The 20,150-nt window shown below is 69.4% G+C and carries 22 protein-coding genes; 11 read left to right on the forward strand and 11 right to left on the reverse strand.

Going from position 1 to position 20,150, the window contains the following annotated elements:
* Positions 1–71 precede the first annotated feature (71 nt).
* Entirely contained in the window at positions 72–479 is a 408-nt protein-coding gene (locus AC6CH0_RS04180) for an SHOCT domain-containing protein (RefSeq protein WP_498098467.1), read from the forward strand.
* Positions 480–538: 59 nt separating this feature from the next.
* On the opposite strand, the gene AC6CH0_RS04185 is transcribed toward AC6CH0_RS04180, so the two are convergent.
* The 5 genes from AC6CH0_RS04185 to AC6CH0_RS04205 all read right to left on the reverse strand — a co-directional run bounded on the left by AC6CH0_RS04185 (position 539) and on the right by AC6CH0_RS04205 (position 4,742).
* The gene (locus tag AC6CH0_RS04185) at positions 539–1,699 is read right to left on the reverse strand and encodes a DUF998 domain-containing protein (protein ID WP_498098468.1); all 1,161 of its coding nucleotides are present in this window, start codon (positions 1,697–1,699) and stop codon (positions 539–541) included.
* 118 nt (positions 1,700–1,817) lie between these two features.
* Complete coding sequence (locus AC6CH0_RS04190) at positions 1,818–2,309, reverse strand: DUF2017 family protein (protein ID WP_498098469.1); 492 nt, start codon at positions 2,307–2,309, stop codon at positions 1,818–1,820.
* Positions 2,306–2,596, reverse strand: a complete 291-nt coding sequence (clpS, locus tag AC6CH0_RS04195; RefSeq protein ID WP_498098470.1) for an ATP-dependent Clp protease adapter ClpS — start codon at positions 2,594–2,596, stop codon at positions 2,306–2,308. Before clpS ends, AC6CH0_RS04190 begins: the two co-directional genes overlap by 4 nt.
* Positions 2,593–3,462: a DUF817 domain-containing protein gene (locus AC6CH0_RS04200; RefSeq protein WP_498101022.1), complete on the reverse strand. Its 870-nt coding sequence runs from the start codon at positions 3,460–3,462 to the stop codon at positions 2,593–2,595. The genes clpS and AC6CH0_RS04200 overlap by 4 nt, the downstream gene beginning before the upstream one ends.
* A gap of 107 nt (positions 3,463–3,569) precedes the next feature.
* A complete protein-coding gene (locus AC6CH0_RS04205; RefSeq protein WP_498098471.1) occupies positions 3,570–4,742 on the reverse strand; it encodes a class I SAM-dependent methyltransferase in 1,173 nt (390 codons plus the stop codon).
* A gap of 158 nt (positions 4,743–4,900) precedes the next feature.
* Here AC6CH0_RS04205 and AC6CH0_RS04210 point away from each other — a divergent pair, with 158 nt between their 5' ends.
* On the forward strand, positions 4,901–5,581 hold the full coding sequence (locus AC6CH0_RS04210; protein ID WP_498098472.1) for a hypothetical protein: 681 nt from the start codon (positions 4,901–4,903) through the stop codon (positions 5,579–5,581).
* A 51-nt stretch (positions 5,582–5,632) separates the two neighbouring features.
* On the opposite strand, the gene AC6CH0_RS04215 is transcribed toward AC6CH0_RS04210, so the two are convergent.
* The 4 genes from AC6CH0_RS04215 to dnaK form a co-directional block, all read right to left on the reverse strand.
* Positions 5,633–6,046: a heat shock protein transcriptional repressor HspR gene (locus tag AC6CH0_RS04215; protein WP_498098473.1), complete on the reverse strand. Its 414-nt coding sequence runs from the start codon at positions 6,044–6,046 to the stop codon at positions 5,633–5,635.
* 10 nt (positions 6,047–6,056) lie between these two features.
* On the reverse strand, positions 6,057–7,052 hold the full coding sequence (locus AC6CH0_RS04220; RefSeq protein ID WP_498098474.1) for a DnaJ C-terminal domain-containing protein: 996 nt from the start codon (positions 7,050–7,052) through the stop codon (positions 6,057–6,059).
* Between the two features lie 122 nt (positions 7,053–7,174).
* A complete protein-coding gene (locus AC6CH0_RS04225) occupies positions 7,175–7,771 on the reverse strand; it encodes a nucleotide exchange factor GrpE (protein ID WP_498098476.1) in 597 nt (198 codons plus the stop codon).
* A 3-nt stretch (positions 7,772–7,774) separates the two neighbouring features.
* Complete coding sequence (gene dnaK, locus AC6CH0_RS04230) at positions 7,775–9,643, reverse strand: molecular chaperone DnaK (RefSeq protein WP_498098477.1); 1,869 nt, start codon at positions 9,641–9,643, stop codon at positions 7,775–7,777.
* 279 nt (positions 9,644–9,922) lie between these two features.
* Between dnaK and cmtR the strand changes: the two genes are divergently transcribed.
* The 5 genes from cmtR to AC6CH0_RS04255 all read left to right on the forward strand — a co-directional run bounded on the left by cmtR (position 9,923) and on the right by AC6CH0_RS04255 (position 14,224).
* The gene (gene cmtR, locus AC6CH0_RS04235) at positions 9,923–10,276 is read left to right on the forward strand and encodes a Cd(II)/Pb(II)-sensing metalloregulatory transcriptional regulator CmtR (protein ID WP_498098478.1); all 354 of its coding nucleotides are present in this window, start codon (positions 9,923–9,925) and stop codon (positions 10,274–10,276) included.
* Entirely contained in the window at positions 10,273–10,956 is a 684-nt protein-coding gene (locus AC6CH0_RS04240; RefSeq protein ID WP_498098479.1) for a cation efflux transmembrane domain-containing protein, read from the forward strand. Before cmtR ends, AC6CH0_RS04240 begins: the two co-directional genes overlap by 4 nt.
* A gap of 43 nt (positions 10,957–10,999) precedes the next feature.
* Complete coding sequence (locus tag AC6CH0_RS04245) at positions 11,000–11,623, forward strand: hypothetical protein (RefSeq protein ID WP_498098480.1); 624 nt, start codon at positions 11,000–11,002, stop codon at positions 11,621–11,623.
* Positions 11,624–11,713: 90 nt separating this feature from the next.
* Complete coding sequence (locus AC6CH0_RS04250; RefSeq protein WP_498098481.1) at positions 11,714–13,534, forward strand: hypothetical protein; 1,821 nt, start codon at positions 11,714–11,716, stop codon at positions 13,532–13,534.
* A gap of 18 nt (positions 13,535–13,552) precedes the next feature.
* Positions 13,553–14,224: a class I SAM-dependent methyltransferase gene (locus AC6CH0_RS04255; RefSeq protein ID WP_498098482.1), complete on the forward strand. Its 672-nt coding sequence runs from the start codon at positions 13,553–13,555 to the stop codon at positions 14,222–14,224.
* On the opposite strand, the gene AC6CH0_RS04260 is transcribed toward AC6CH0_RS04255, so the two are convergent.
* Positions 14,170–14,820 carry a TOPRIM nucleotidyl transferase/hydrolase domain-containing protein gene (locus AC6CH0_RS04260; RefSeq protein ID WP_498098483.1) on the reverse strand — a complete coding sequence of 217 codons (651 nt, stop codon included), beginning with the start codon at positions 14,818–14,820 and terminating at the stop codon, positions 14,170–14,172. The two genes, AC6CH0_RS04255 and AC6CH0_RS04260, sit on opposite strands and share 55 nt — an antisense overlap.
* Positions 14,821–15,085: 265 nt before the next feature.
* Here AC6CH0_RS04260 and AC6CH0_RS04265 point away from each other — a divergent pair, with 265 nt between their 5' ends.
* A complete protein-coding gene (locus tag AC6CH0_RS04265; protein ID WP_498098485.1) occupies positions 15,086–15,991 on the forward strand; it encodes a serine protein kinase RIO in 906 nt (301 codons plus the stop codon).
* Between the two features lie 152 nt (positions 15,992–16,143).
* Positions 16,144–16,692: a hypothetical protein gene (locus tag AC6CH0_RS04270; RefSeq protein WP_498098486.1), complete on the forward strand. Its 549-nt coding sequence runs from the start codon at positions 16,144–16,146 to the stop codon at positions 16,690–16,692.
* A gap of 45 nt (positions 16,693–16,737) precedes the next feature.
* Here the strand turns inward: AC6CH0_RS04270 and AC6CH0_RS04275 are convergent, their stop codons facing one another.
* Positions 16,738–17,118, reverse strand: a complete 381-nt coding sequence (locus tag AC6CH0_RS04275; protein ID WP_498098487.1) for a DUF2255 family protein — start codon at positions 17,116–17,118, stop codon at positions 16,738–16,740.
* 208 nt (positions 17,119–17,326) lie between these two features.
* On the opposite strand from AC6CH0_RS04275, the gene AC6CH0_RS04280 reads away from it, so the two are divergent.
* Both AC6CH0_RS04280 and AC6CH0_RS04285 read left to right on the forward strand, forming a co-directional pair.
* A complete protein-coding gene (locus AC6CH0_RS04280; protein ID WP_498098488.1) occupies positions 17,327–18,733 on the forward strand; it encodes an MFS transporter in 1,407 nt (468 codons plus the stop codon).
* 64 nt (positions 18,734–18,797) lie between these two features.
* The gene (locus AC6CH0_RS04285) at positions 18,798–20,147 is read left to right on the forward strand and encodes a hypothetical protein (protein WP_498098489.1); all 1,350 of its coding nucleotides are present in this window, start codon (positions 18,798–18,800) and stop codon (positions 20,145–20,147) included.
* The last annotated feature ends 3 nt before the right edge of the window (positions 20,148–20,150 follow it).

The following is a 20,150-nucleotide window of genomic DNA, read 5'->3' on the forward strand; positions in this document are numbered from 1 at the left end:
TATTCGAAGCGATAGGTTCGCCACAGCAGCGCTCATGGGGGGCGCTCGATCTGTATCGAAAGGCTGCGCACATGAGTCTCTGGTCGAATTTCTGGGACCTGATCTGGTGGTTCCTGTGGATCTTCGCGTTCACCGCGTACCTGTTCGCGTTGTTCGCCATCATCGGCGACCTGTTCCGCGACACGAAGCTGAACGGGTGGGGCAAGGCGATCTGGATCATCTTCCTGCTGTTCGTCCCGTTCCTGACCGCGCTGGTCTACCTGATCGCCCGCGGCAACGGCATGGCCGAACGCTCGCAGAAGGAAGCCCGGCAGTACCAGTCCGCCGCCGACGACTACATCCGCCAGACGGCGGGCGCGCACAGCCCGGCCGACGAGATCGCGAAGGCCAAGGGCCTGCTCGACGCCGGAACGATCAACCAGCAGGAGTACGAGCTCCTGAAGGCCAAGGCGCTCGCGCACCCCACGCAGAACGTCTGATCGAAACGATCAGCTGAGAGGGTCGGATGCCGCGGCATCCGACCCTCTTCGCATGCTCGTCAACCCGCAGCCGTCGGCACGGGGATCTCGGCGGCCGGTGTCGCCGCGGCATCCGCCGCCGGCTGCCCGTGCATCGCACCCGAGTTGCGGAGGAACACGATGATCCAGCTGAAGATGAGCACGGCCGCCACGAGCTCGACCGCCGTCAGGTTGTAGTAGCCGGTGGCGAAGTACACGGCGAGCAGAACGATCACGCCGACGTAGACGTAGCCGAGCAGGATGAAGACCCTCGGCATCGAGGGGATGAACCAGCGGAGCCCGATCACCAGGACGGCGAAGGCGATCGTCATGCCCGTCGCCACGGTGTTGTGCACGACGAAGAACCGATCGACCGGGAAGATGCCGACGCATCCGAGGAAGATGCCGAGCAGGATCATGCCGACCCGCACGATGGTGCGCCCCCGCACCTCGGCCGGGGTCGTCGTCGGCACTGCGGCAGTGGCGTAGCGTGCGATGGTCGTGACGATCACGCCGGCGATGATGAGGGTCAGGTTGAAGGCGAGAGCCGAGATGTCGTCGGTCATGCCGAGCGCGCTCAGGTTCTTCTGCCACCAGAGCGGATCGCTCGAGCTCAGCATGCTCGCGAGCGCCCCCACGACGAGGAACAGCGCGAGCACGAACGACAGCAGCATGGGCGTCAGGTGCGCCGAGGAGAGGAACACGGCGTAGGCGGTGACGGCCATGCCGACGCCGGCGAGCACCGCGCCCGGGATGGTGAAGACGACCGCGCCCTGGAAGCTGCGTTCGAGCAGGTCGGCAAGGCCCACCCACCCGAGCAGCGCGATGAACGCGTGGGCCAGCGCGATCGCGGTGAGGTCGAACCAGTGGATGCGTGCGCCCGGCGCATCGAGTCCCGGCAGATGCACCTCGGCGAGACCGGCGGACCGGCGGGTGCGCAGCGCCAGACGCCCCAGCACGAAGGCGATCAGCGTGGCGATCGCGGCGCCGATGCCCACGAACTCGCCGAGCGATCCCCGGCCGGCGATCTCCAAGTCGCGGCCGAGGAAGGTGATCCATGCGACGAGCCCGCCGACCACGAACGTCGCGGCGCCGATGAGCAGGGCGATGGACTCGAGCGATTCGGCCGTGGCCGCCGGATGCCGCAGCACCCCGGCGATCGACGACGGAACTCGAGTGCTGGTCGCGGTGGCTCTGCTCACGGAAGGCTCCTTCGAGGTGTGCTCGGCATCAGCATGTCAGCCATCGGGCGGTCGGGCGAGGAACGACGCGGGGCGCCGGGGGCGCCAGGGGCCGCCGACTCGACCGGCGGGGTGCGGGTCAGCCGGTGATCGGGTCGAGCACTTCGAGCATCGAGCCCTGCACGAACCCCGCCCACTCGTAGGCGGCGCGCAGGTAGTCGTCGCGGGTCTCGTCGGAGTCCGCCTCGTCTTCATCGACGATGCCGACGCGCTCGGCGAGGATCAGCCGAAGGTCGGTGAGGAACGTCAGCCACCCCCACGCCTCGGCCTGGTCGAGCTCGATCTGCACGACCCCGCCGGCCTCGTCGACGGCGGTCGCATCGCGCACGCGCTGCGCCGCCTGGCGCTTGCCGTCGACGAGGCTGTCGCGCGTGTAGCGAGTGAAGTCTCGGGAGGCGTCGTGGTCGTCGGGATATGCGTTCGGCAGCAGGCGGTCGAGCGCCGGGTCGTCGGCCTCGCCGAGCAGCAGCACCGAGTCGACCTGATCGGCGAGTTCGGAGAGCAGCATCGCCTCTTCGATCTCGAGCACGAGGCGCACGCCGTCACCACCGCCGAGGCCCGCGACGATCATGGGTCGACCCGCTCGACGGTGGCCTGCAGGCCGTAGCCGTGCATCGCCTGCACGTGCCGCTCCATCGCCTCGCGGTTGCCCGAGGCGACGACCGCCCGGCCCTCGTTGTGCACGAGCAGCATGAGCCGCTCGGCCTCCGCCCGGGCGATGCCGAAGTAGCTGCGGAAGACGTAGCTCACATACGTCATGAGGTTCACCGGGTCGTCCCATACGACCACGCGCCACGAACGCTCCGACAGGGTTCGTTCGATGGTGTCGGAGTCGATCTGCTCGAGGGTGGACGTCACCCGACCAGCCTGACACGACCATCGGCCGGTGGGAACCCCGGCGTCGACCCGGCCGGATCACGCGGAACAGCGCCTGGAGGACGCGGCGGGTACACGAGGGTGACGAGCACGACCGAGATGATCATCAGGAGGAACCACGACACGAGCTTGGAGGGCGACACGAGCTGCCATCCGTCGAGCTGGTCGGGGTAGAGCCAGGCGCCGGCCCAGGTGGCGATGTTCTCGGCGAACCAGATGAACAGGGCGACGAGCGCGAACGTCACCAGCACCGGCCAGCGGAGCGTCCGGCGCCAGACGCGGAAGTGCATCACGGTGGGCCACCAGACGATGACCACGGCGGCGAGCAGCAGCCAGCGCAGGTCGAAGATGTAGTGGTGCGTGAAGAAGTTCACGTAGATGGCCACGGCGACGACGGCCGTGACCCAGCGGCGCGGGTACCGCGTGAACCCGAGGTCGAAGAGCCGGTGCACCCGCACCATGTACGAGCCGACCGCCGCGTACATGAACCCGGAGAAGAGCGGCACTCCGGCGATGCGCAGCACGCCGTCGCCGTCGTACGACCAGGAGCCGACGTCGGTCTTGAAGATCTCCATGAGAGTACCGGTGAGGTGGAAGAGCACGATGACCCAGAGCTCGCGGCCCGATTCGAGGCGGGTCGCGACCATCACGACCTGGATCGCGATCGCAGCGATCGTGAGGGCGTCGTTCCGTGCGAGCGCCGCGTCGTCGGGGTACCAGAGCTTCGCCGCGATGATCACCGCGAGCAGGGCACCGCCGAAGATGCACGCCCAGGCCTGCTTCGCCCCGAAGACCAGGAACTCGATGAGCCCGGCGCGGATGCCTCGCTCCGACGCCCCCGCGAGCAGGCGATGCGCGACACGATCGACTGCGCGCTCGACCGCGGTGAGCTGCTGCTCGTGATCCGGTACGGCCGTGCGCTCCGATGCTCGAGCAGACGCCGGGTCGTGCCGACTCACGTGGCCCGCCGCGACGCGGTGACCGTGAACTTCGCGTTACGGGCGATCTGACGCGTCGGGCCGACGACGCGTTCGAGCAGCGGCCGGTAGCGCAGGTGCGAGTTCCACACGCACCAGAGCTCGCCGCCGGGAGCCAGCACGCGCCCGGCGTCGGCGAAGAGGTGCGCGGCGATGCCCGTCGAGATCGCCGCATCGCTGTGGAACGGCGGATTCAGGACGATGAGGGTTTCGCTGGCATCGGCGAACGATTCGAGGCCGTCGGCCTGCTCGACGCGCACACGGTCGGCGACGCCGTTCGCCTCGGCGGTCAGGCGAGCGGATGCCGCGGCCGACGCCGAGCGATCGGTCGCCACGACCCGCACCGCCGGGCGGGTTCGCGCCAGCCAGGTCGCCACGATTCCCGTGCCGCATGCGAGATCGACGGCGGTCGCGGCATCCGGGACGGCGTCGCCGAGCTGCCCGATCAGGAACCGGGTGCCGATGTCGACCCCGGTGCCGGCGAAGACGCCGCCGTGGGCGACCACCTCGAGGTCGAGGTCGTCATGCCGGGCGCGTCGCGGCCAGCCCGCCTCCGCCGGTCGAGGAGCAGCCCCCACCCCCGCCGGTCGAGTAGTGAGCGAAGCGAGCGTATCGAGACCCCGCCGCGCGGTCAGCACCCGTGACTTCTGCCGCGCGTGAGACACGTCGAGACGACCGAAGTGCCGCCGAAGCACGTCGTTCATCCCGAGCGACATGTGCTTCACACGACCACCGGCGACGACCACGACGTCGGGGCGGGCGTGCGCGGCGATCAGCCCCGCCACTTCGTCGAGTCGGTCGAGCGATCGAGGCAGGCGGAGCAGCACGAGCTCGGCGTCGACGACGAGTTCGGGGCTGAGCGGCATCGGCTGCACGGATGCCTCGAGCCCGAGCCGGCGGGCATTCGCGGCGAGCGCCCGTTCGCCCGTGATGAGGTCTTGGTGCACGCGGATCGGGTCGGCTCCCGCGCCGGCTGCGGCGAGTGCGAGCGCCCCGTACGAATCGTCGACGACCGCGATCGTGCCGGCACCGGCCGCACCGATCAGGGCAGCGGCCTCATCGAGGATCAGGCGGTCTGCGGCATCCGACGCCTCGAGTCCCGGCCCCTCGACATCGGGATGACGACGCAGGGCGTCGAAGTCGAAGAGCATGTCACAAGGGTACGCGGGCGAACCGGCGGCGCCCCGCACGCCTGATCACGGCCACAATCCTGAGTGCGGTTCCCAGCGGGGTTTGCTACTCTCGGGGCCGCATGCAGCACGCACAGCCAGGGGGACGGCGCGCGGCGCGACACGGAGTCGCGACGCCCGTGTCGCGTACCCCGAACACTGCCGACGCGGCATCGCACGGCGCTCATCGGAGTCGCCGACCGCTCGCCGCCGCCGCCGTGCTCTCGGTGATCGGCTTGCTCGCCGGCCTCGCGCTCGCCCCGCAACCGCGTGCCGGCGAAGCGCTCGCGTTCACGGGCGCCGGCTCACCCCATGCCGGCGCGGTGCAGAGCTTCAACGTCACAGCGGATGTCGCTGCTCCAGCGGTCTCGCGCGAGTCGTACACCGCGACGACCGGCACGCAGACCCTCGTCGCCGGCGGCACGAACGTCGATTGGGCCAAGCTCGTGCTGATCGAAGGCGGCTGGCCGGTCACCGAGGAGAACATCACCTTCATGATGCGCTGGATGCGTCAGGAGAACGGCGCCGACAACTGGTGGAACCGCAACAACCCGCTGAACAACGGCCAGGGCTCGGGCGGCGGCTCGGGTCTCGGCAGCTATCCGAGCCTCATCGAGGCTGCGTACTACGCGGCCGAGAACCTGCAGTCGGGGCGCTACCCGGCGGTCGATGCGGCGCTCGCGCGCGGCGACTCGGCGGATGCCACGGCGCAGGCGATCTGGGCTTCGGCGTGGGCATCGAGCCACTACGGGTACGGTACGCACTGGAGCTCGCACCCCTACGAGGTCATCGACGCACCCGACTCGGCCTGGGGTCGCTGACTCGTCTCGGCACGGCATCCCGGTGCGCGCATGCGGCAGCGCGTGGTGCGGTCAGCGATCGAGCGGGCGCCACACGACGACCGCGTTCTCGCGCCTGACGCGGGTGCCGGCGCGCACCGACACCACCTCGCCGGCGGACCCGGCGGCGAAGACCCGGCGGCCCGGGCGATTCAGCATCTCGTCGGCGAGCGCGGCCTCGAGTTCGCGCACCCGGGCACGGAGCGTCGTCACCTCGTCTTCGAGGCCGAGCACGCGGCGGATGCCCTCGAGGCTCACGCCTTCGCTCGACAGCTGGGCGATCTCGCGCAACTGCACGACGTCGTGCATCGAGTAGCGTCGCGATTTTCCGGCCGTGCGGGTCGGTGAGACGAGCCCAAGCCGGTCGTACTGCCGCAGCGTCTGCGGGTGCATGCCCGCGAGCTCGGCGGCGACCGAGATGACGAAGAGCGGGCTCCGCTCGTTCATCTCCACCGCCCTACTCCCGAGCCTTCGCCAGCAGTTCGTCGCGCGGGTTCTCGTCGGGCAGCAGTGCTGCGAACTCCTCGAGCTTCTGCTCTGCGTCTTTCGAGAGGTGCGAGGGCACGGCGATCTGCACGACCGCGAGCAGGTCGCCGACGCCCTTCGTCGTCTCGACGCCTCGGCCCTTCACGCGCAGCACGCGGCCGCTCGGAGTGCCCGGTGCGACCCGAAGCTTCACGGGGGCGCCGCCGAGCGTCGGCACCTGGATGGTCGCGCCGAGCGCAGCCTCGGCGAAGGTCACGGGCACGTTGACGCGCAGGTTCAGTCCGTCGCGCTCGAACACCGGGTGCTTGCGCACGCCCACGGTGAGCACGATGTCGCCGGGCTCGCCGCCGTCGGGCGAGGGCTGGCCCTTGCCGCGCAGGCGGATCTTCTGCCCATCGGCGACGCCCGCCGGGATGCGCACGGTGATCGGCTTGCCCTCGGCGGTCTGGAGCGTGATCTGCTCGCCCTTGGTGGCGGTGAGGAAGTCGAGGGTCGTCGACGCCGTGACGTCCCGACCCCTGGACGGGCCGCCGGAGCCGCGGTAGCCGCCGGTCGGCTGGCCGAATCGGCCCCCGCCGAACAGCCCTCCGAGCAGGTCGTCGTATTCGCCGCCCTGCTGGAAGGTGTACTGCTGACTGCGGCCGCCGCCACCCTGGCCGAACATGCCGCCGAAGACGTCTTCGAAGCCGCCGGCACCTCCCGCGCCGCCCGGCGCGGTGAAGCGGGCACCGGAGCCCATGGCGCGTACGGCGTCGTACTCCTTGCGCTGCGCGGAGTCCGAGAGCACCGAGTTCGCCTCGCTGATCTCCTTGAACTTCGCCTCGGCGGCAGCGTCGCCGGGGTTGGAGTCGGGGTGGTACTTGCGTGCGAGCTTGCGGTACGCCTTCTTGAGCTCCGCATCGCTCACGTCTTTGGAGACGCCGAGCACCTGGTAGAAGTCCTTGTCGAACCAATCCTGGCTGGCCACTGGCACCTCCCTCTCGTACTGAAATCTAACCGAGTACGCCGGTCGAGGAGCGACGAAGCAGCGTACCGAGACCTCGTGAGGGGTCTCGATACGCGCTCAGCGCTACTCGACCGGCGGTTGCATCACTGCGGCGTCTTGACGACGACCTTCGCCGCGCGAAGCTGCGTGCCGCCGAGCATGTACCCGGTCTCGACGACGTCGGCGACCGTGTCGACCTCGACCTCGTCGGAGGGCTGCTGGAAGATCGCCTCGTGACGCTGCGGGTCGAACGGTTCTCCGACCTCGCCGAACGGGGCCAGACCGAGCTTCTCGACGGCCCCGCGCAGCTTCGCCGCGATGGTCGCGAACGGCGCGTCGCTCTCGAGGTCGCCGTGCTTCTCGGCGCGGTCGAGATCGTCGAGCACGGGCAGCAGCACGGCGACGGCCACGCCGACCGCGCGCTCGCGCTCGATCTCGCGGTTCGCCTCGGTGCGCTTGCGGTAGTTGGCGTACTCGGCGCTGACGCGCTTGAGGTCGGCGAGGTGCTCGTCGGTCGGATCCTGCACTTCGGCGTTCGCCGCGTTCAGGATGTCGTCGACCGTGAGCACCTCTTCGTCGACCGGCACCTCGCCGACGCCCTCAGGCGCCTCGCCGTCTTCGGGCATCTCGATATCGGGCCCCTCGGCCTGGATGAGTTCGTCATCCAGGCCATCGGGCTCGTTCTCATGCTGGTCGGACATGGGCTACTTCTTCTCGTCGTCGTCGTCGATGACCTCGGCGTCGACCACGTCTTCGTCGGACGGGGCCTGCTCACCGGTGGCCGTCGCGTCTTCGCCGGCGGCGGCGCTCGCGTCGGCCTGCTGGCCCTGCGCGTAGATCGCCTCTCCGAGCTTGCCCTGCGAGGCGTTGAGCTTCTCGAAGGCCGACTTCACTGCATCGTCGTCTTCGCCGGCGAGCGCCGACTTCAGTGCGTCGACATCGCCCTGCACCTCGGACTTGACGTCGGCGGGGAGCTTGTCGTCGTTGTCCTTGATGAGCTTCTCGATCGAGTAGACGAGCTGCTCGGCCTGGTTGCGGGTCTCGGCCGACTCGCGGCGCGCCTTGTCTTCGGCGGCGTGCTCTTCTGCCTCGCGCACCATGCGCTCGATGTCGTCTTTCGGGAGGCTCGAGCCGCCCGAGATCGTCATGCGCTGCTCCTTGCCGGTGCCCTTGTCTTTCGCGGACACGTGCACGATGCCGTTGGCGTCGATGTCGAACGTGACCTCGACCTGCGGGATGCCCCGCGGCGCCGGCGCGATGCCGGTGAGCTCGAAGGTGCCGAGCGGCTTGTTGTCACGGGTGAACTCGCGCTCGCCCTGGAAGACCTGGATCGCGACCGACGGCTGGTTGTCGTCGGCGGTCGTGAAGGTCTCGCTCCGCTTCGTGGGGATGGCGGTGTTGCGCTCGATGAGCTTCGTCATGATGCCGCCCTTGGTCTCGATGCCGAGGCTGAGGGGGGTGACATCGATGAGGAGCACGTCTTTGCGCTCGCCCTTGAGAACGCCGGCCTGCAGGGCGGCGCCGACGGCGACGACCTCATCGGGGTTGACGCCCTTGTTGGGCTCCTGGCCGGTCTCCTGCTTGACGAGTTCGCTGACCGCCGGCATGCGCGTCGACCCGCCGACGAGCACGACGTGCGCGATGTCGGAGAGCTTGACGCCGGCCTCGCGGATGACGTCTTCGAACGGCTTCTTCGTGCGGTCGAGCAGGTCACTCGTCATGTTCTCGAACTCGGCGCGCGTGAGCGTCTCGTCGAGGTTCGCGGGGCCGTTCTCGGTGAGCGAGAGGTAGGGCAGCTGGATGCTGGCCTTCATGTTGGAGGACAGTTCCTTCTTGGCCTGCTCCGCGGCCTCTTTCAGGCGCTGCTTGGCGATCTTGTCGTTCGAGACGTCGACGCCCGTGGTCTCCTTGAACTTCTTGATCAGCCAGTCGACGACGCGCTGGTCCCAGTCGTCGCCGCCGAGGCGGTTGTCGCCTGCGGTCGCGCGCACCTGGATGGTCGAGAAGTCGTCGTCTTTGCCCACCTCGAGGAGCGAGACGTCGAAGGTGCCGCCACCGAGGTCGAAGACCAGGATGAGCTCGTCTTCCTTGCCCTTGTCGAGGCCGTAGGCGAGGGCGGCCGCAGTGGGCTCGTTGATGATGCGAAGCACGTTGAGGCCCGCGATCTCACCGGCCTCCTTGGTGGCCTGGCGCTCGGCGTCGTTGAAGTACGCGGGCACGGTGATGACCGCGTCGGTGACGGTGTCGCCGAGGTACTGCTCGGCGTCTCGCTTCAGCTTCTGCAGGATGCGCGCCGAGATCTCTTGCGGCGTGTACTGCTTGCCGTCGACCTCGTCGGTCTTCCAGTCGGTGCCGACATGGCGCTTGACCGACGCGATGGTGCGGTCGACGTTGGTGACCGCCTGGCGCTTCGCGGTCTCACCGACGAGGACCTCGCCGTCTTTGGTGAATGCGACGACCGACGGGGTGGTGCGCAGCCCCTCGGCGTTGGCGATGACCGTGGGCTCGCCGCCCTCGAGGACCGCGACGACCGAGTTGGTGGTTCCGAGGTCGATTCCTACTGCACGTGACATGTGTTCTCTCCTTCTCTCCGCCCGCAGGCCGAGTCGCGCGACAGCGTCGCACGCTTCATGGCCAGACGGGCCGGATGCCGGTTCGACCCTTGCCGGCCCGCAACCGAAGTACCTGAGCCAAGACTTGAGCCTTGGCGACTCAAGCCTCTCAACGCCTCGTGAACGTGTCAAGTCGAGGCGGTGAAACTTGAGCGTACTCGACTCAACTCACAGGTGGCGTTCAGTATTCCGGCCTCCGCGGTGTCAGCGACATGTCAGCCACGACTGTATAGTCAGCGTGTGCTGACTCTTGCTTCTCGCCTCGACGTGATGAACCGACTCGGGCGCGCCATGGCCGACCCGACGAGATCCCGCATTCTGCTCACGCTGCTCGACCACCCGAGCTACCCGGCGGTCCTCGCTCGCGACCTCGAACTGACCCGGTCGAACGTCTCGAATCACCTGAGCTGCCTCCGCGACTGCGGCATCGTCGTGGCGGAGCCCGAGGGCAGGCAGACGCGCTACGAGATCGCCGACCCGCACCTCGCCCGGTCGCTCGCCGCGCTCGTCGAGGTGACGCTCGCCGTCGACGAGAGCGCCCCCTGCATCGACCCGGCGTGCACCGTCGACGGATGCTGCGGAGTAGACGAATGAGCGCCGAGCTGACCACGGACCGGCGACACCGCCTCCATCGCCGGGTGCGCTTCATCGTCGGCTTCACGATCGCCTACAACGTGCTCGAGGCGATCGTCGCGATCTGGGCCGGATCCGTCGCCTCCTCCGCGGCGCTCATCGGTTTCGGCCTCGACTCGGTGGTGGAGGTGCTCTCCGCGGCGGCGGTCGCCTGGCAGTTCACCCGCGCCGATCCCGAGCGGTGGGAGCGGGCCACGGTCCGCACGATCGGCATCGCGTTCTTCGCCCTCGCGGCATACGTCACGGTCGACGCCGTGCTCGCCCTCACCGGGGTGCAGCAGGTCGAGCACAGCCCCATCGGCATCGGCATCGCGGCACTGAGCCTCCTCGTCATGCCGGCGCTCGCCTGGTTCGAGTTCCGCACCGGCCGCGAGCTCGGTTCGCGCAGCGTCCGGGCCGACGCCAAGCAATTGCTGCTCTGCTCGTACCTGTCGGGCACGGTGCTCGTCGGCCTCCTGCTCAACACGTTGTTCGGTTGGGCCTGGGCCGATTCCGTCGCCGCGCTCGTCGTCGCGGTGCTCGCGATCCGCGAGGGCATCGAAGCCTGGCGCGGCGATCTCGAATCGCCCTTCGAGGTGCTCGAGGAGCTGGAAGAACGCGAAGCGCGCGAAGCAGACGAGGCGCCGACCGGGCGGTCGTGACCTGAGCCACCGAGCGGCCACCCCGGCGCGTTACGATGCCCGCATGCCGAAGCGGTCCATTGAGGATGACACCACCGGGCACGTCGTTCACCTGCTCGACCAGCTCGATGCCTCGGCGCCGGCGCCCGAATCGCTCCAGTTCCCGAAGCGGCTGCGCACACCAGGGCGGGTGGTCTTCGCGCTCGTCAGCCTGATCGCGACGGGCGGTGCACTGTACGCGATCTGGGTGCTCTGGACCGAGGAGACACCCGGTTGGTGGTTCAGCCTGCTCTTCACCGTCATGATCGGCGGCATCCCGGTGGCTCTGTGGGCGATCCTGATCGGCTCGATCCAGGAAGCCGGCGTCGAGCGTGCCATGCAGCTCGCCTGGAACGATGGGCGACACCGCGCCCGCGCCGAGACGGGCAGCGTGGCGGAACGGCGCACCGGCCTCTCCGACGACGGCTCGGTCTCGTCGTTCGACCTCATCGTGACGCTCGCTGACGGCTCGAAGCTGAGCGGAAGCTGGCGGCCGCGTACCGCGACGAGCCGCTCGCTGCTGCAGACCCAAGTGCCCGGCGTCGGCACGCCCGTGCGCGTCTGGCGCCTTGCGGAGGCCGACCGCAGCGCAAGCGCCGGCCCGGTCATCATCGAAGTGGCCGACCCGACCGTCGTAGTCCGGCCGTGATCGGACCGGGCCCTGTTCAAGTCGGCCGGTGGCCGATACGTTCGTCGTGAGCCACAATCGGTGTGGCGGTTGGTGCCATCGGGGGGTCGCATGCCGCACCACGCTCGGCGTTCCCGGCGTTCGCAAGCCTGCGGCGTCGCCGTCCTGTTCCTCCTGAGTGTCGTGGGCTGTGTTCCGTCACCTCCCGGCCCGGGCGAACATCCCTCCGACGGACCCGGCTCGGAGAATCGACTCGGTGACCGCCTCAACGACGACGGCACGATCCCGCTGGACCTCGCACTCGACCTCTTCGCTGCCGGCTTCGGCCCGATCGACGGGGGCGAACCCGACGCTGTCGAACCGCCCGCGCTCTCGGGCACCATGGCGATCCGCGGTCTTCTCGGGAACTGGGAGGAGTTGACCCCGGAGCAGCAGGCGACCGTCGATCGAGTGCTCGTGCCCAGCGAAGGCGGCGCAACGGACTCCGGCCTCGGCGCTCTCGTCGTGCCAGCCCTCCAGATGGAGCCGGACGAGAGCATCCGAGGCATCACTGCCCTGGTTGCGGAGTTGCAAGCCGAGTTCGAGGGGCTGCTCGGCGTCCGGCTGGGGGTCCCGATCGTGGCGGGCGCGAGCAGCGAGGCCACCGACCCGTCGTACCACGCGTTCGCCTGGGGCACCGTCGACGGCCGACGTGTCATGACCGGGCGGATGGATGCCTGCGAGATCTCCGTCCTGCAGCCGGGGTGGGACTTCATCGATACTCCCCGGTTCCGCACGATGATCGCCCACGAGGTGATGCACTGCTTCCAGTTCGACGGAGCCGGGGGTGTCGCCGACGTGCACAGAGGCGCCTCCTGGGTCGTCGAGGGCGCAGCGACGTTCGCCGCGATGGCCCTCGAACCGACCGACCACTACGACGAGCGCTGGGACTCCTGGTTGGGAGAGCCGGCCGTCGAATTGCACAAGCGCGACTACGACGCTCTCGGCGTGTACGCGGTGGCTGAGCAGGAGGGAGCAGACGTCTGGCGGCACCTCATCCCGCTGCTGCAGACGGACGGTCTCGATGCCGGGCTCGGCCGACTCTTCGAGCGCCCGGCAGACGCGGCGATGATGGCGATCGCGCGGCGCCTTGTGCGCGAGCCGGAGGTGGGTCCGTCATGGCAGTCGGACGGCCCCGGCATCACCGGCACTCGGGGCGCGGTCGGGATCGACGTCCGCAACGGGGCCTCGATGGACGACGAACTGTGGGTCCTGCCGTTCGCAACGGCCCCGTACCTCGTCGGCAGTGACGCTGCCACCGAGGTGATCGAAGTCGCCGTCTTCGGCGGAACGGGTGTGCTCGGCGTGCCGAGTGGCTCGACCGAGGAGATCGGTCCGGAGTTCCTCGGGCGCTACTGCGTGACCGGCTTCTGCGAGTGCCCCGACGGCGGCGACCTCGGCGGCACCGAGATCCCGTCGGGCGGGCCGCTCGGGATCGGCCTCATGAGCACGCACCCGAGCGATGCGGTGAAGGTGACCATTCAGGTCGCTTCGATCTCGCGGACCGAGGCCTGTGGCAACCGGGTTCCGGCAGAGGTTCTCGTCGTCCGGTTCCAGGAGCCGGAACCGTTCGAGGTCCACGGCGGCCACTGCATCCTCCAGGACAGCGGCGACCTCCTCATCCAGGCCGGCGACGGGCGGATGCCCGAGGGCTACGACGCGCCGCCCGAACATCGGGACGACGTCTCGATGTCGATCTACAAGAACCCCGCCTCGCCGCCGGAGGCAGGCAGCGTCGACCTCCGGGTCGGTGGCACCCAGCACGTCGGCGGGTCGACCATCATCGTCTCGCCCGACCGATTGAGCGGGAGCTTCGCGCTGGACGCCGGTTACACCGGCGAATGGGTGTGCACCGAGCTCCTCACTCCCGACGAGGCCTTCGGCACCGGCTGACGCGCCTACGATGTCCGAATGACCCGCTCGCTCGCGACTTCACCCGAGCCCGGGAGCCCGCTCGATGTCGCGCGAGCCTGGGACGCCCGCGCCGACCGCTACCTCGAGCTCTTCCGCCACGAGCTCGACGGCAAGCCCTTCGACCGGGCGATGCTCGCCGAGTTCGCCGAGCGGGTCGGCAGCGGAGGCCGGGTCATCGACGCCGGTTGCGGTCCGTGCGGGCACGTGGCGGCGCTCCTCGCCGACCGCGGTCTCGACGTGCTGGGCATCGACCTGGCGTCGCGCTGCGTCGAGCTCACCAGGGCGGAGCAACCGGGAATCAGGTTCGACGTGATGGACCAACGGACGATCACCGCGGCCTCGGTCGGCGGCCCACTCGACGGACTGGTCTCGTACTATTCGCTGCACGACCAGCCGAAGCGAGAGCTGCCGTCCACGTTCGCGGCATGGGCCGCGGCGATCAGGACCGGCGGCCGGCTCCTCGTCGTGGCCAAGGAGGGCACGGGCGACGGCGTCATCGCTGACCCGCTCGGCAGCGGCATCCGCGTCTACTGGGCGGAGTACTCGGAAACGGAACTCAGCGCCGCAGCGGAAGCGGCCGGCTTCCGTGTCGACGAGGTCCTGGGCCGCGATGCCTACGCCGACGAGATCGACGTGCGGCGAATCACCCTCTCGGCCGTGCGGCGCTGAGGCTCGTCGGAACCGCGCATCGCGACCGTCAGCAGCGACCGCAGCGCCGGCGGGATGCGCGACTCGTCGAGTGACTCGACCATGATCGGCGCGAACCGCGCCTTGCGCCCGCTGTGCGTGCCGAGGAAGCGGCGCAACTGCGCAGCAGTCGGCCGCTCGCGTTGCGCCGGCTGGTGCTGGAACCGGCGGAACCGAGCGATCTCGCCGTGCTCGGCGAGCAGTTCCTGCATGCGCTCGACGCCGAGCGCGCGAATCAGCTCGCCCTCGAGGTCGGGCTCGCAGGCGAAGAAGCCGAGCGCGGCGAGCTCCTCCGGTGTACCGGCCGGGCCGAGGCCGCGCTCTTCGAGCGCGCGCTGCACGTGGGCGATCTCGGGAGCGTCGAACAGGCCCATCACCCGCTGCGCCGATGCAGGGGGCACGAGCTCGACCAGGTGCCGGGACAGGTTGGTCACGCCGTCCATCGAGACGACGCTCACTCCCGCAGCGCTCAGGTCGTGTCCGAGCCGCGCGGCGAGTGCCTCGACCGCGAGCCGGTCGCTGTTCCCCTCGACGAGCAGCACGGTGACGGATGCATCCTGCTGCACCTCTCCGGCCATGCGCCGACCCTACTCCGGTCGGACCGTCGGACGAGCCGGAGGAGCGGAGCATTCCGCCCTCGCGAAATCGACACTGGACGACACGTGCGCGGCCCCCTAGACTGCCGAAGCTGCGTCATTCGCGCTGCATGGGTCCGGTGCATCCGGTGAAGAAAGGAGTCGATCATGGCTGTCGTTGTCGTGAACCTCCACGTTCCCTTCACCTGCGAGGCCCCCTCCCGCTAGATGCGGTCCGGTGGCCTCCGCGAATCCACGGAGATCCACCTTGCACATCACTTCGTCACTCGACGATTCCGCCGTCGTGCGTGCGCACGCGGCATCCGTTTCTTTCACGACCCCGCGTTTCGACGTGGGCGACCTCGCCTTCCAGACCGAGGAACCCGGCGAGGACCAACGCTGGTCGACCTGGCCTGCGACCACTCCCTCCGAACGCGGCCCCGAGCCGCGACCTGCCTGGCTCGTCACGGATGCCGCGGCGATCGACACCGAGCTCGGTGTCGTGAAGTCCGGCAAGGAGGCCGACCTGTTCCTCATCGAACGGGCCGTGCCGGGCGCCGATCACGGCACGCCCGGGCGCAGTTCACTGCTCGCCGCGAAGCGGTATCGCGGCAGCGAGCGCAGCGACTTCCACCGCTCCACGGTCTACACCGAGGGCCGCACCACGCGTCGCAGCCGCGACGCCCGCGCGCTCGCGAAGGGCACGACGTTCGGCCGCGAGGTCGCGCGCATGCAGTGGGCCTACGCCGAGTTCGAGGCGCTCAAACGGCTCACCGAGCTCGGCGCGGCGGTGCCGTACCCCGTGCAGGTGAGCGAGACCGAAGTGCTGATGGAGTTCATCGGCGACGGCCGAGTCGCCGCGCCCCGTCTCGCGCAGGTGCGGGCGAGCTCTGCGGAGTTGCACGATCTCTTCCAACAGATCGTGGAGTTCATGCGCACGCTCGCGCACTCGGGCCTCGCGCACGGCGACCTCTCGCCGTACAACCTGCTCGTGCACGAGGGCCGCATGATCGCGATCGACCTGCCCCAGGTGGTTGACGTGGTCTCCAATCCGCAGGGCTTCGAGCTGCTGCACCGCGACTGCGTCAACGTGTGCGACTGGTTCACGCGACAGCGCCTCGAGTGCGATGCAGAGCAGCTCTTCAGCGAGCTGATCGGCGAGGTCTACAGCTGAGGGCGAGAGGGGTGGCGCGCGGATGCCGGCGGCCCGCGACATCCGCCGCCCCTCCCTCGCCCTCGCCTCCCGTCTCAGGGGCAACCCTGAACGCAGGTCACGATTCGCGCACATCGGCTGCGAAGGGGGCAGACTCTCCCTATCGTCTGCGTATGAGCATTCGAAGCGCATCAATCGCGGCGAGCGCCGCCGGTATCGTCGTTCTCATCTTGAGCGGATGCGCCGCGCCCGCGCCTGCTGCGCCGGCCACCGCGACCGCCGGCCCGACCGCCACTGCCTCAGTCGAGCCGACCACGCCCGCGACCGAACCCGCCGACGCGCCGACGTGCGACACGGTGTTCACCGAAGCCGAGTACTCGTCGCTCGCCGAGGATAACCTCGAGCTCGACGGCGGGATCTTCCTGCTCGGTCCCGTCATGGAGCGCATGGACGCTGCGGGGGCACTCGTCTGCGGCTGGAGCAAACCGCAGAGCGATGTCGCCGTCTGGTACGCCCGGCTCGAGGTCGGAGCCGACGGCGACGCCTGGATCGCCGAGCTCGAGAGCGAAGGCTGGCTCGAAGACACCGAGCGCGGCGACGGCAGCTACCTTGCTCCCGCCGACTACGACGCGAACTACCAGCCTTCGGTGCGACTGCACGAGGGGGTGCTGCACTTCGCGAGCTACAACCTGCTCCTCACGTCGGTGCTCGAATTGCAGTGACCCGACAGCGCGGACGGCGCTTGGAAGAGCGTCCGGGGTCGGGCGTCAGCCAGTCGGTACCACGGGCACGACGCGCCGGGTCGTGCCCCGCGCCATCGGCGTGAGCATCTCGGCCACGGCGGCCGGTTCGGCCGAGTACTTCGCACGGAGGGCGTCATCGATGCGCAGCTCCAGCTCGGCATCGCGTATTGCCTGCAGGGCGACAGCACGCACGCCATTCGGCGCGCGGAAACCCACCCCCGGGTTCCGCGTCGCGCGCAGGAACCACTTGGATTCGGGGCCGTAGGCGGAGCGAACGTAGATCGAATCCTCGACGGCGACCGACCAGATGGGCGTCGAGAGCCGCCGTCCGTCGCGGGTCGTCGTCTCGATGTGCACCGTATCGGTGTCGCGGAGGTGGAGGAACAGCGGCGCGTCGAGGCTCATGGATGGTGCAGCGCGACACGTCGGCGAGGTATTCCGACGCCCGCCGGGAACGTTCGGCCGCGTGCCACTTTCCTCGCGGCATCTGGGTGGCGCTACAGTGCCCACAAGGTCGCCGTCGATCGAGCTCGAGTGAGCGTGCACGGTCGAACGACACCCGCGCCGCGGCATCCGCCACCGGCTGTTCACCTGAGAGAACGAGACTGCAGCCATGACCGACCCCGACGAGTCACGCTCGCCCGAGACGCCCCGCAACTTTCCTCCGTCGCACCTCACTCCCCCTGACGGTGCGGCCGCGACGATCGGGGTCGGCACAGCGCAGGTCGAAGCGGTCACGGAGGCCGGCGCACGCAAGGGGCGCATCTTCGCGTGGGGCCTCTGGGACTGGGGCTCGGCGGCGTTCAACGCGGTCGTCACGACCTTCGTGTTCACGGTCTACCTCACGAGCGAATCGTTCGGCCCGAAGGGCACGGTCGAGGCGCAGCTCGGGTGGGCGCTCGCGATCGCCGGCCTCTTCATCGCCTTGCTCGCCCCGATCACCGGCCAGCGATCCGATACGAGCGGTCGTCGCAAGCTCTGGCTCGCGGTGAACACCTACATCGTCGTCGCGATGACGATTGCGATGTTCTTCGTGCTGCCGGCGCCTGAATACCTGCTGCTCGGGCTCTTCCTGGTCGCTGCCGGCAACGTGTTCTTCGAGTTCGCCGGCGTCAACTACAACGCCATGCTCGTGCAGGTCTCGACCCCGCGCTCGATCGGCAAGGTCTCGGGCTTCGGATGGGGCATGGGCTACGTGGGCGGCATCGTGCTGCTGCTCATCGTGTACTTCGGCTTCATCCAGCCCGAGGTCGGCCTCTTCGGCGTCACCGGCGAGAATGGCCTCGATGTGCGCGTGACGATGCTCGTCGCCGCGCTCTGGTTCGGGCTCTTCGCCCTGCCCGTGCTCTTCGCAGTGCCTGAATACCGCAACCCCGCGGCGGTCGGCCGGGAGAAGATCGGCTTCTTCGCCTCGTACGCACGCCTCGGCCGCGACATCAAGCGGCTCTGGAACGAGCAACGCAACACGGTGTGGTTCCTGCTCGCGAGCGCCGTCTTCCGTGACGGGCTCGCCGGTGTGTTCACGTTCGGCGGCGTGCTCGCGGCATCCGTCTTCGGGTTCTCGGCCGGTGAGGTCATCATCTTCGCCATCGCCGCGAACGTCGTCGCCGGCATCTCGACGATCGCCGTCGGCGCGCTCGACGACAAGCTCGGCGCGAAGCCGGTGATCATGGCGGCGCTCATCGGCCTCGTCGTCAGCGGCCTGCTCGTCTTCCTGCTGCACGACGGCGGCCAGATCGTATTCTGGACGGCTGGCCTCGCGCTCTGCCTCTTCGTGGGCCCTGCGCAGTCGGCGAGCCGAACCTTCCTCGCCCGGCTCATCCCGGCCGGCCGCGAGGGTGAGCTCTTCGGGCTGTATGCCACGACGGGCCGCGCGGTGAGCTTCCTCGCGCCGACGGCGTTCGCGCTCTTCGTCACGATCGGCGGCGAGCCGTACTTCGGCATCCTCGGCATCGTGCTCGTGATCGCGCTCGGCCTCGCGCTGCTCATCCCGGTGAAGGCGACCGCGCCGACCCGGTGACCACGGACAGTACGGTGGAGAGGCGCGGGCGCTGGGCCGACGCGCGAGTGGGAGGAACGGGTCCGTGACGAAGCAGGAGCGGCTCCGGCCCCACGAGAACCGAAGCACGCGCACTCAGGGGCAGGGTGGCGCGCATGCCGAGGCCATACCCACACGGCGACTCGTGATCGTCGACGCGGTGAAGTCGATCGTCGGGGCGGCGCTCGTCGGATGCGCGGTGACGCTGATGCTCGACACGGCCGCGATGCTCATCGCGATCTCCGTCGTACCGGACGACGCGCAACCGGCGACCGAGCGACTCGGACGTGGGATCGTCGCCGCATCGGCGGCCGGCATACTCGTGTTGGGCCTGCTCACGGGCTATCTGGCCGCTGCGGGCCGACTCGCGCTCGGGGCGTTCTACGCGGGCCTCCCCCCGAAGGCCGGTCAACTGCGCGACACCATGATCGTTCGGGGACAGGTGAACCCCGCCCCCTACGCGCCGGCTTCCGCCAGCACGATCGTCCTCGGGTCGTTCGCTCTGCTCGCCGCGATCCCGTGCATCGTGCTCGCGGCCGAGCACGCGGGCCGGCTCGACGACGAGGTGCACCGTGCCGAGTTCGCTCAGTGGGCGACGTGGGCCGGTGTGCTCCTCGCCGTGACCGTCGCCTGCTCGGCGATGGTGTGGATGTTCTCGGTGCTCAACCGACGTTGGGCGGTCGGCACCGGTTCCCAGCTCCCCAAGGGAGTGCTCGGCGACCGCGGTCCCTCCGCCCGCATCACCACTCGTGCGCAGCGGCGCGTTGAGCGACGATCCTGGCGACCACTCGACTGGGCGGCCTGGGCCGGCAGGGTGCTCGTCGCCGTCGGTGCCGGCATCGTCTTCCTCGGCGTCTACCTGCGCCAACCCGGCCTCTATGCCGAGCAGATCAGCTACAGCGCCGACATCGAACGCGTGATCGACGCGGCGACTGCCGTTGGCGGCGCAGTGCTGGGCCTCGGCATCCTCGTCGTCGTCCTCACCGGCATCCTGGCCTTCCGGCAGACGATTCGGGCGCTCCGCCGCGCGAGCGATGGCCGCGCACTCACGCGCGACGACGACCGGATGCGCGTCAGGGCCGCAACGACCACGTTGACGAACGCCGCGACGGCGTCGTTGATCTGGTGGACGGTGTGCGGCATCGTCGCTGCCGGCTGGTGGTTCGCGACCCACGTCGACACCCCGGCGGATGGCGGCGCCGTCGCGCTCCCCTTCCCGTGGCCCGCACCGCCGACCCTGCTCCTGGTGGGGTGGCTCGCGATCGGCGTGCTGCTCATCGGGGGTCGCGTCGCCCTCGAAGCTGTCGGACCGACCGTGCGCAACCGCTTCGGCTATTCGCCTCCCAGTGAGGCCGACGACCGGGAGTTCCCGGACCTCCCCCTCCTCGGGCAGTGAGCG

It is taken from the genome of Agromyces sp. GQ35, from assembly GCF_059758475.1.

Bases quoted from the DNA above. Each gene is read 5' to 3' on its own strand.
- AC6CH0_RS04180 (WP_498098467.1), top strand. From the start codon at position 72: ATGAGTCTCTGGTCGAATTTCTGGGACCTGATCTGGTGGTTCCTGTGG.
- AC6CH0_RS04190 (WP_498098469.1), bottom strand. From the start codon at position 2,309: ATGATCGTCGCGGGCCTCGGCGGTGGTGACGGCGTGCGCCTCGTGCTC.
- AC6CH0_RS04205 (WP_498098471.1), bottom strand. From the start codon at position 4,742: ATGCTCTTCGACTTCGACGCCCTGCGTCGTCATCCCGATGTCGAGGGG.
- AC6CH0_RS04215 (WP_498098473.1), bottom strand. From the start codon at position 6,046: ATGAACGAGCGGAGCCCGCTCTTCGTCATCTCGGTCGCCGCCGAGCTC.
- AC6CH0_RS04225 (WP_498098476.1), bottom strand. From the start codon at position 7,771: ATGTCCGACCAGCATGAGAACGAGCCCGATGGCCTGGATGACGAACTC.
- dnaK (WP_498098477.1), bottom strand. From the start codon at position 9,643: ATGTCACGTGCAGTAGGAATCGACCTCGGAACCACCAACTCGGTCGTC.
- AC6CH0_RS04240 (WP_498098479.1), top strand. From the start codon at position 10,273: ATGAGCGCCGAGCTGACCACGGACCGGCGACACCGCCTCCATCGCCGG.
- AC6CH0_RS04245 (WP_498098480.1), top strand. From the start codon at position 11,000: ATGCCGAAGCGGTCCATTGAGGATGACACCACCGGGCACGTCGTTCAC.
- AC6CH0_RS04250 (WP_498098481.1), top strand. From the start codon at position 11,714: ATGCCGCACCACGCTCGGCGTTCCCGGCGTTCGCAAGCCTGCGGCGTC.
- AC6CH0_RS04255 (WP_498098482.1), top strand. From the start codon at position 13,553: ATGACCCGCTCGCTCGCGACTTCACCCGAGCCCGGGAGCCCGCTCGAT.
- AC6CH0_RS04260 (WP_498098483.1), bottom strand. From the start codon at position 14,820: ATGGCCGGAGAGGTGCAGCAGGATGCATCCGTCACCGTGCTGCTCGTC.
- AC6CH0_RS04270 (WP_498098486.1), top strand. From the start codon at position 16,144: ATGAGCATTCGAAGCGCATCAATCGCGGCGAGCGCCGCCGGTATCGTC.
- AC6CH0_RS04275 (WP_498098487.1), bottom strand. From the start codon at position 17,118: ATGAGCCTCGACGCGCCGCTGTTCCTCCACCTCCGCGACACCGATACG.
- AC6CH0_RS04280 (WP_498098488.1), top strand. From the start codon at position 17,327: ATGACCGACCCCGACGAGTCACGCTCGCCCGAGACGCCCCGCAACTTT.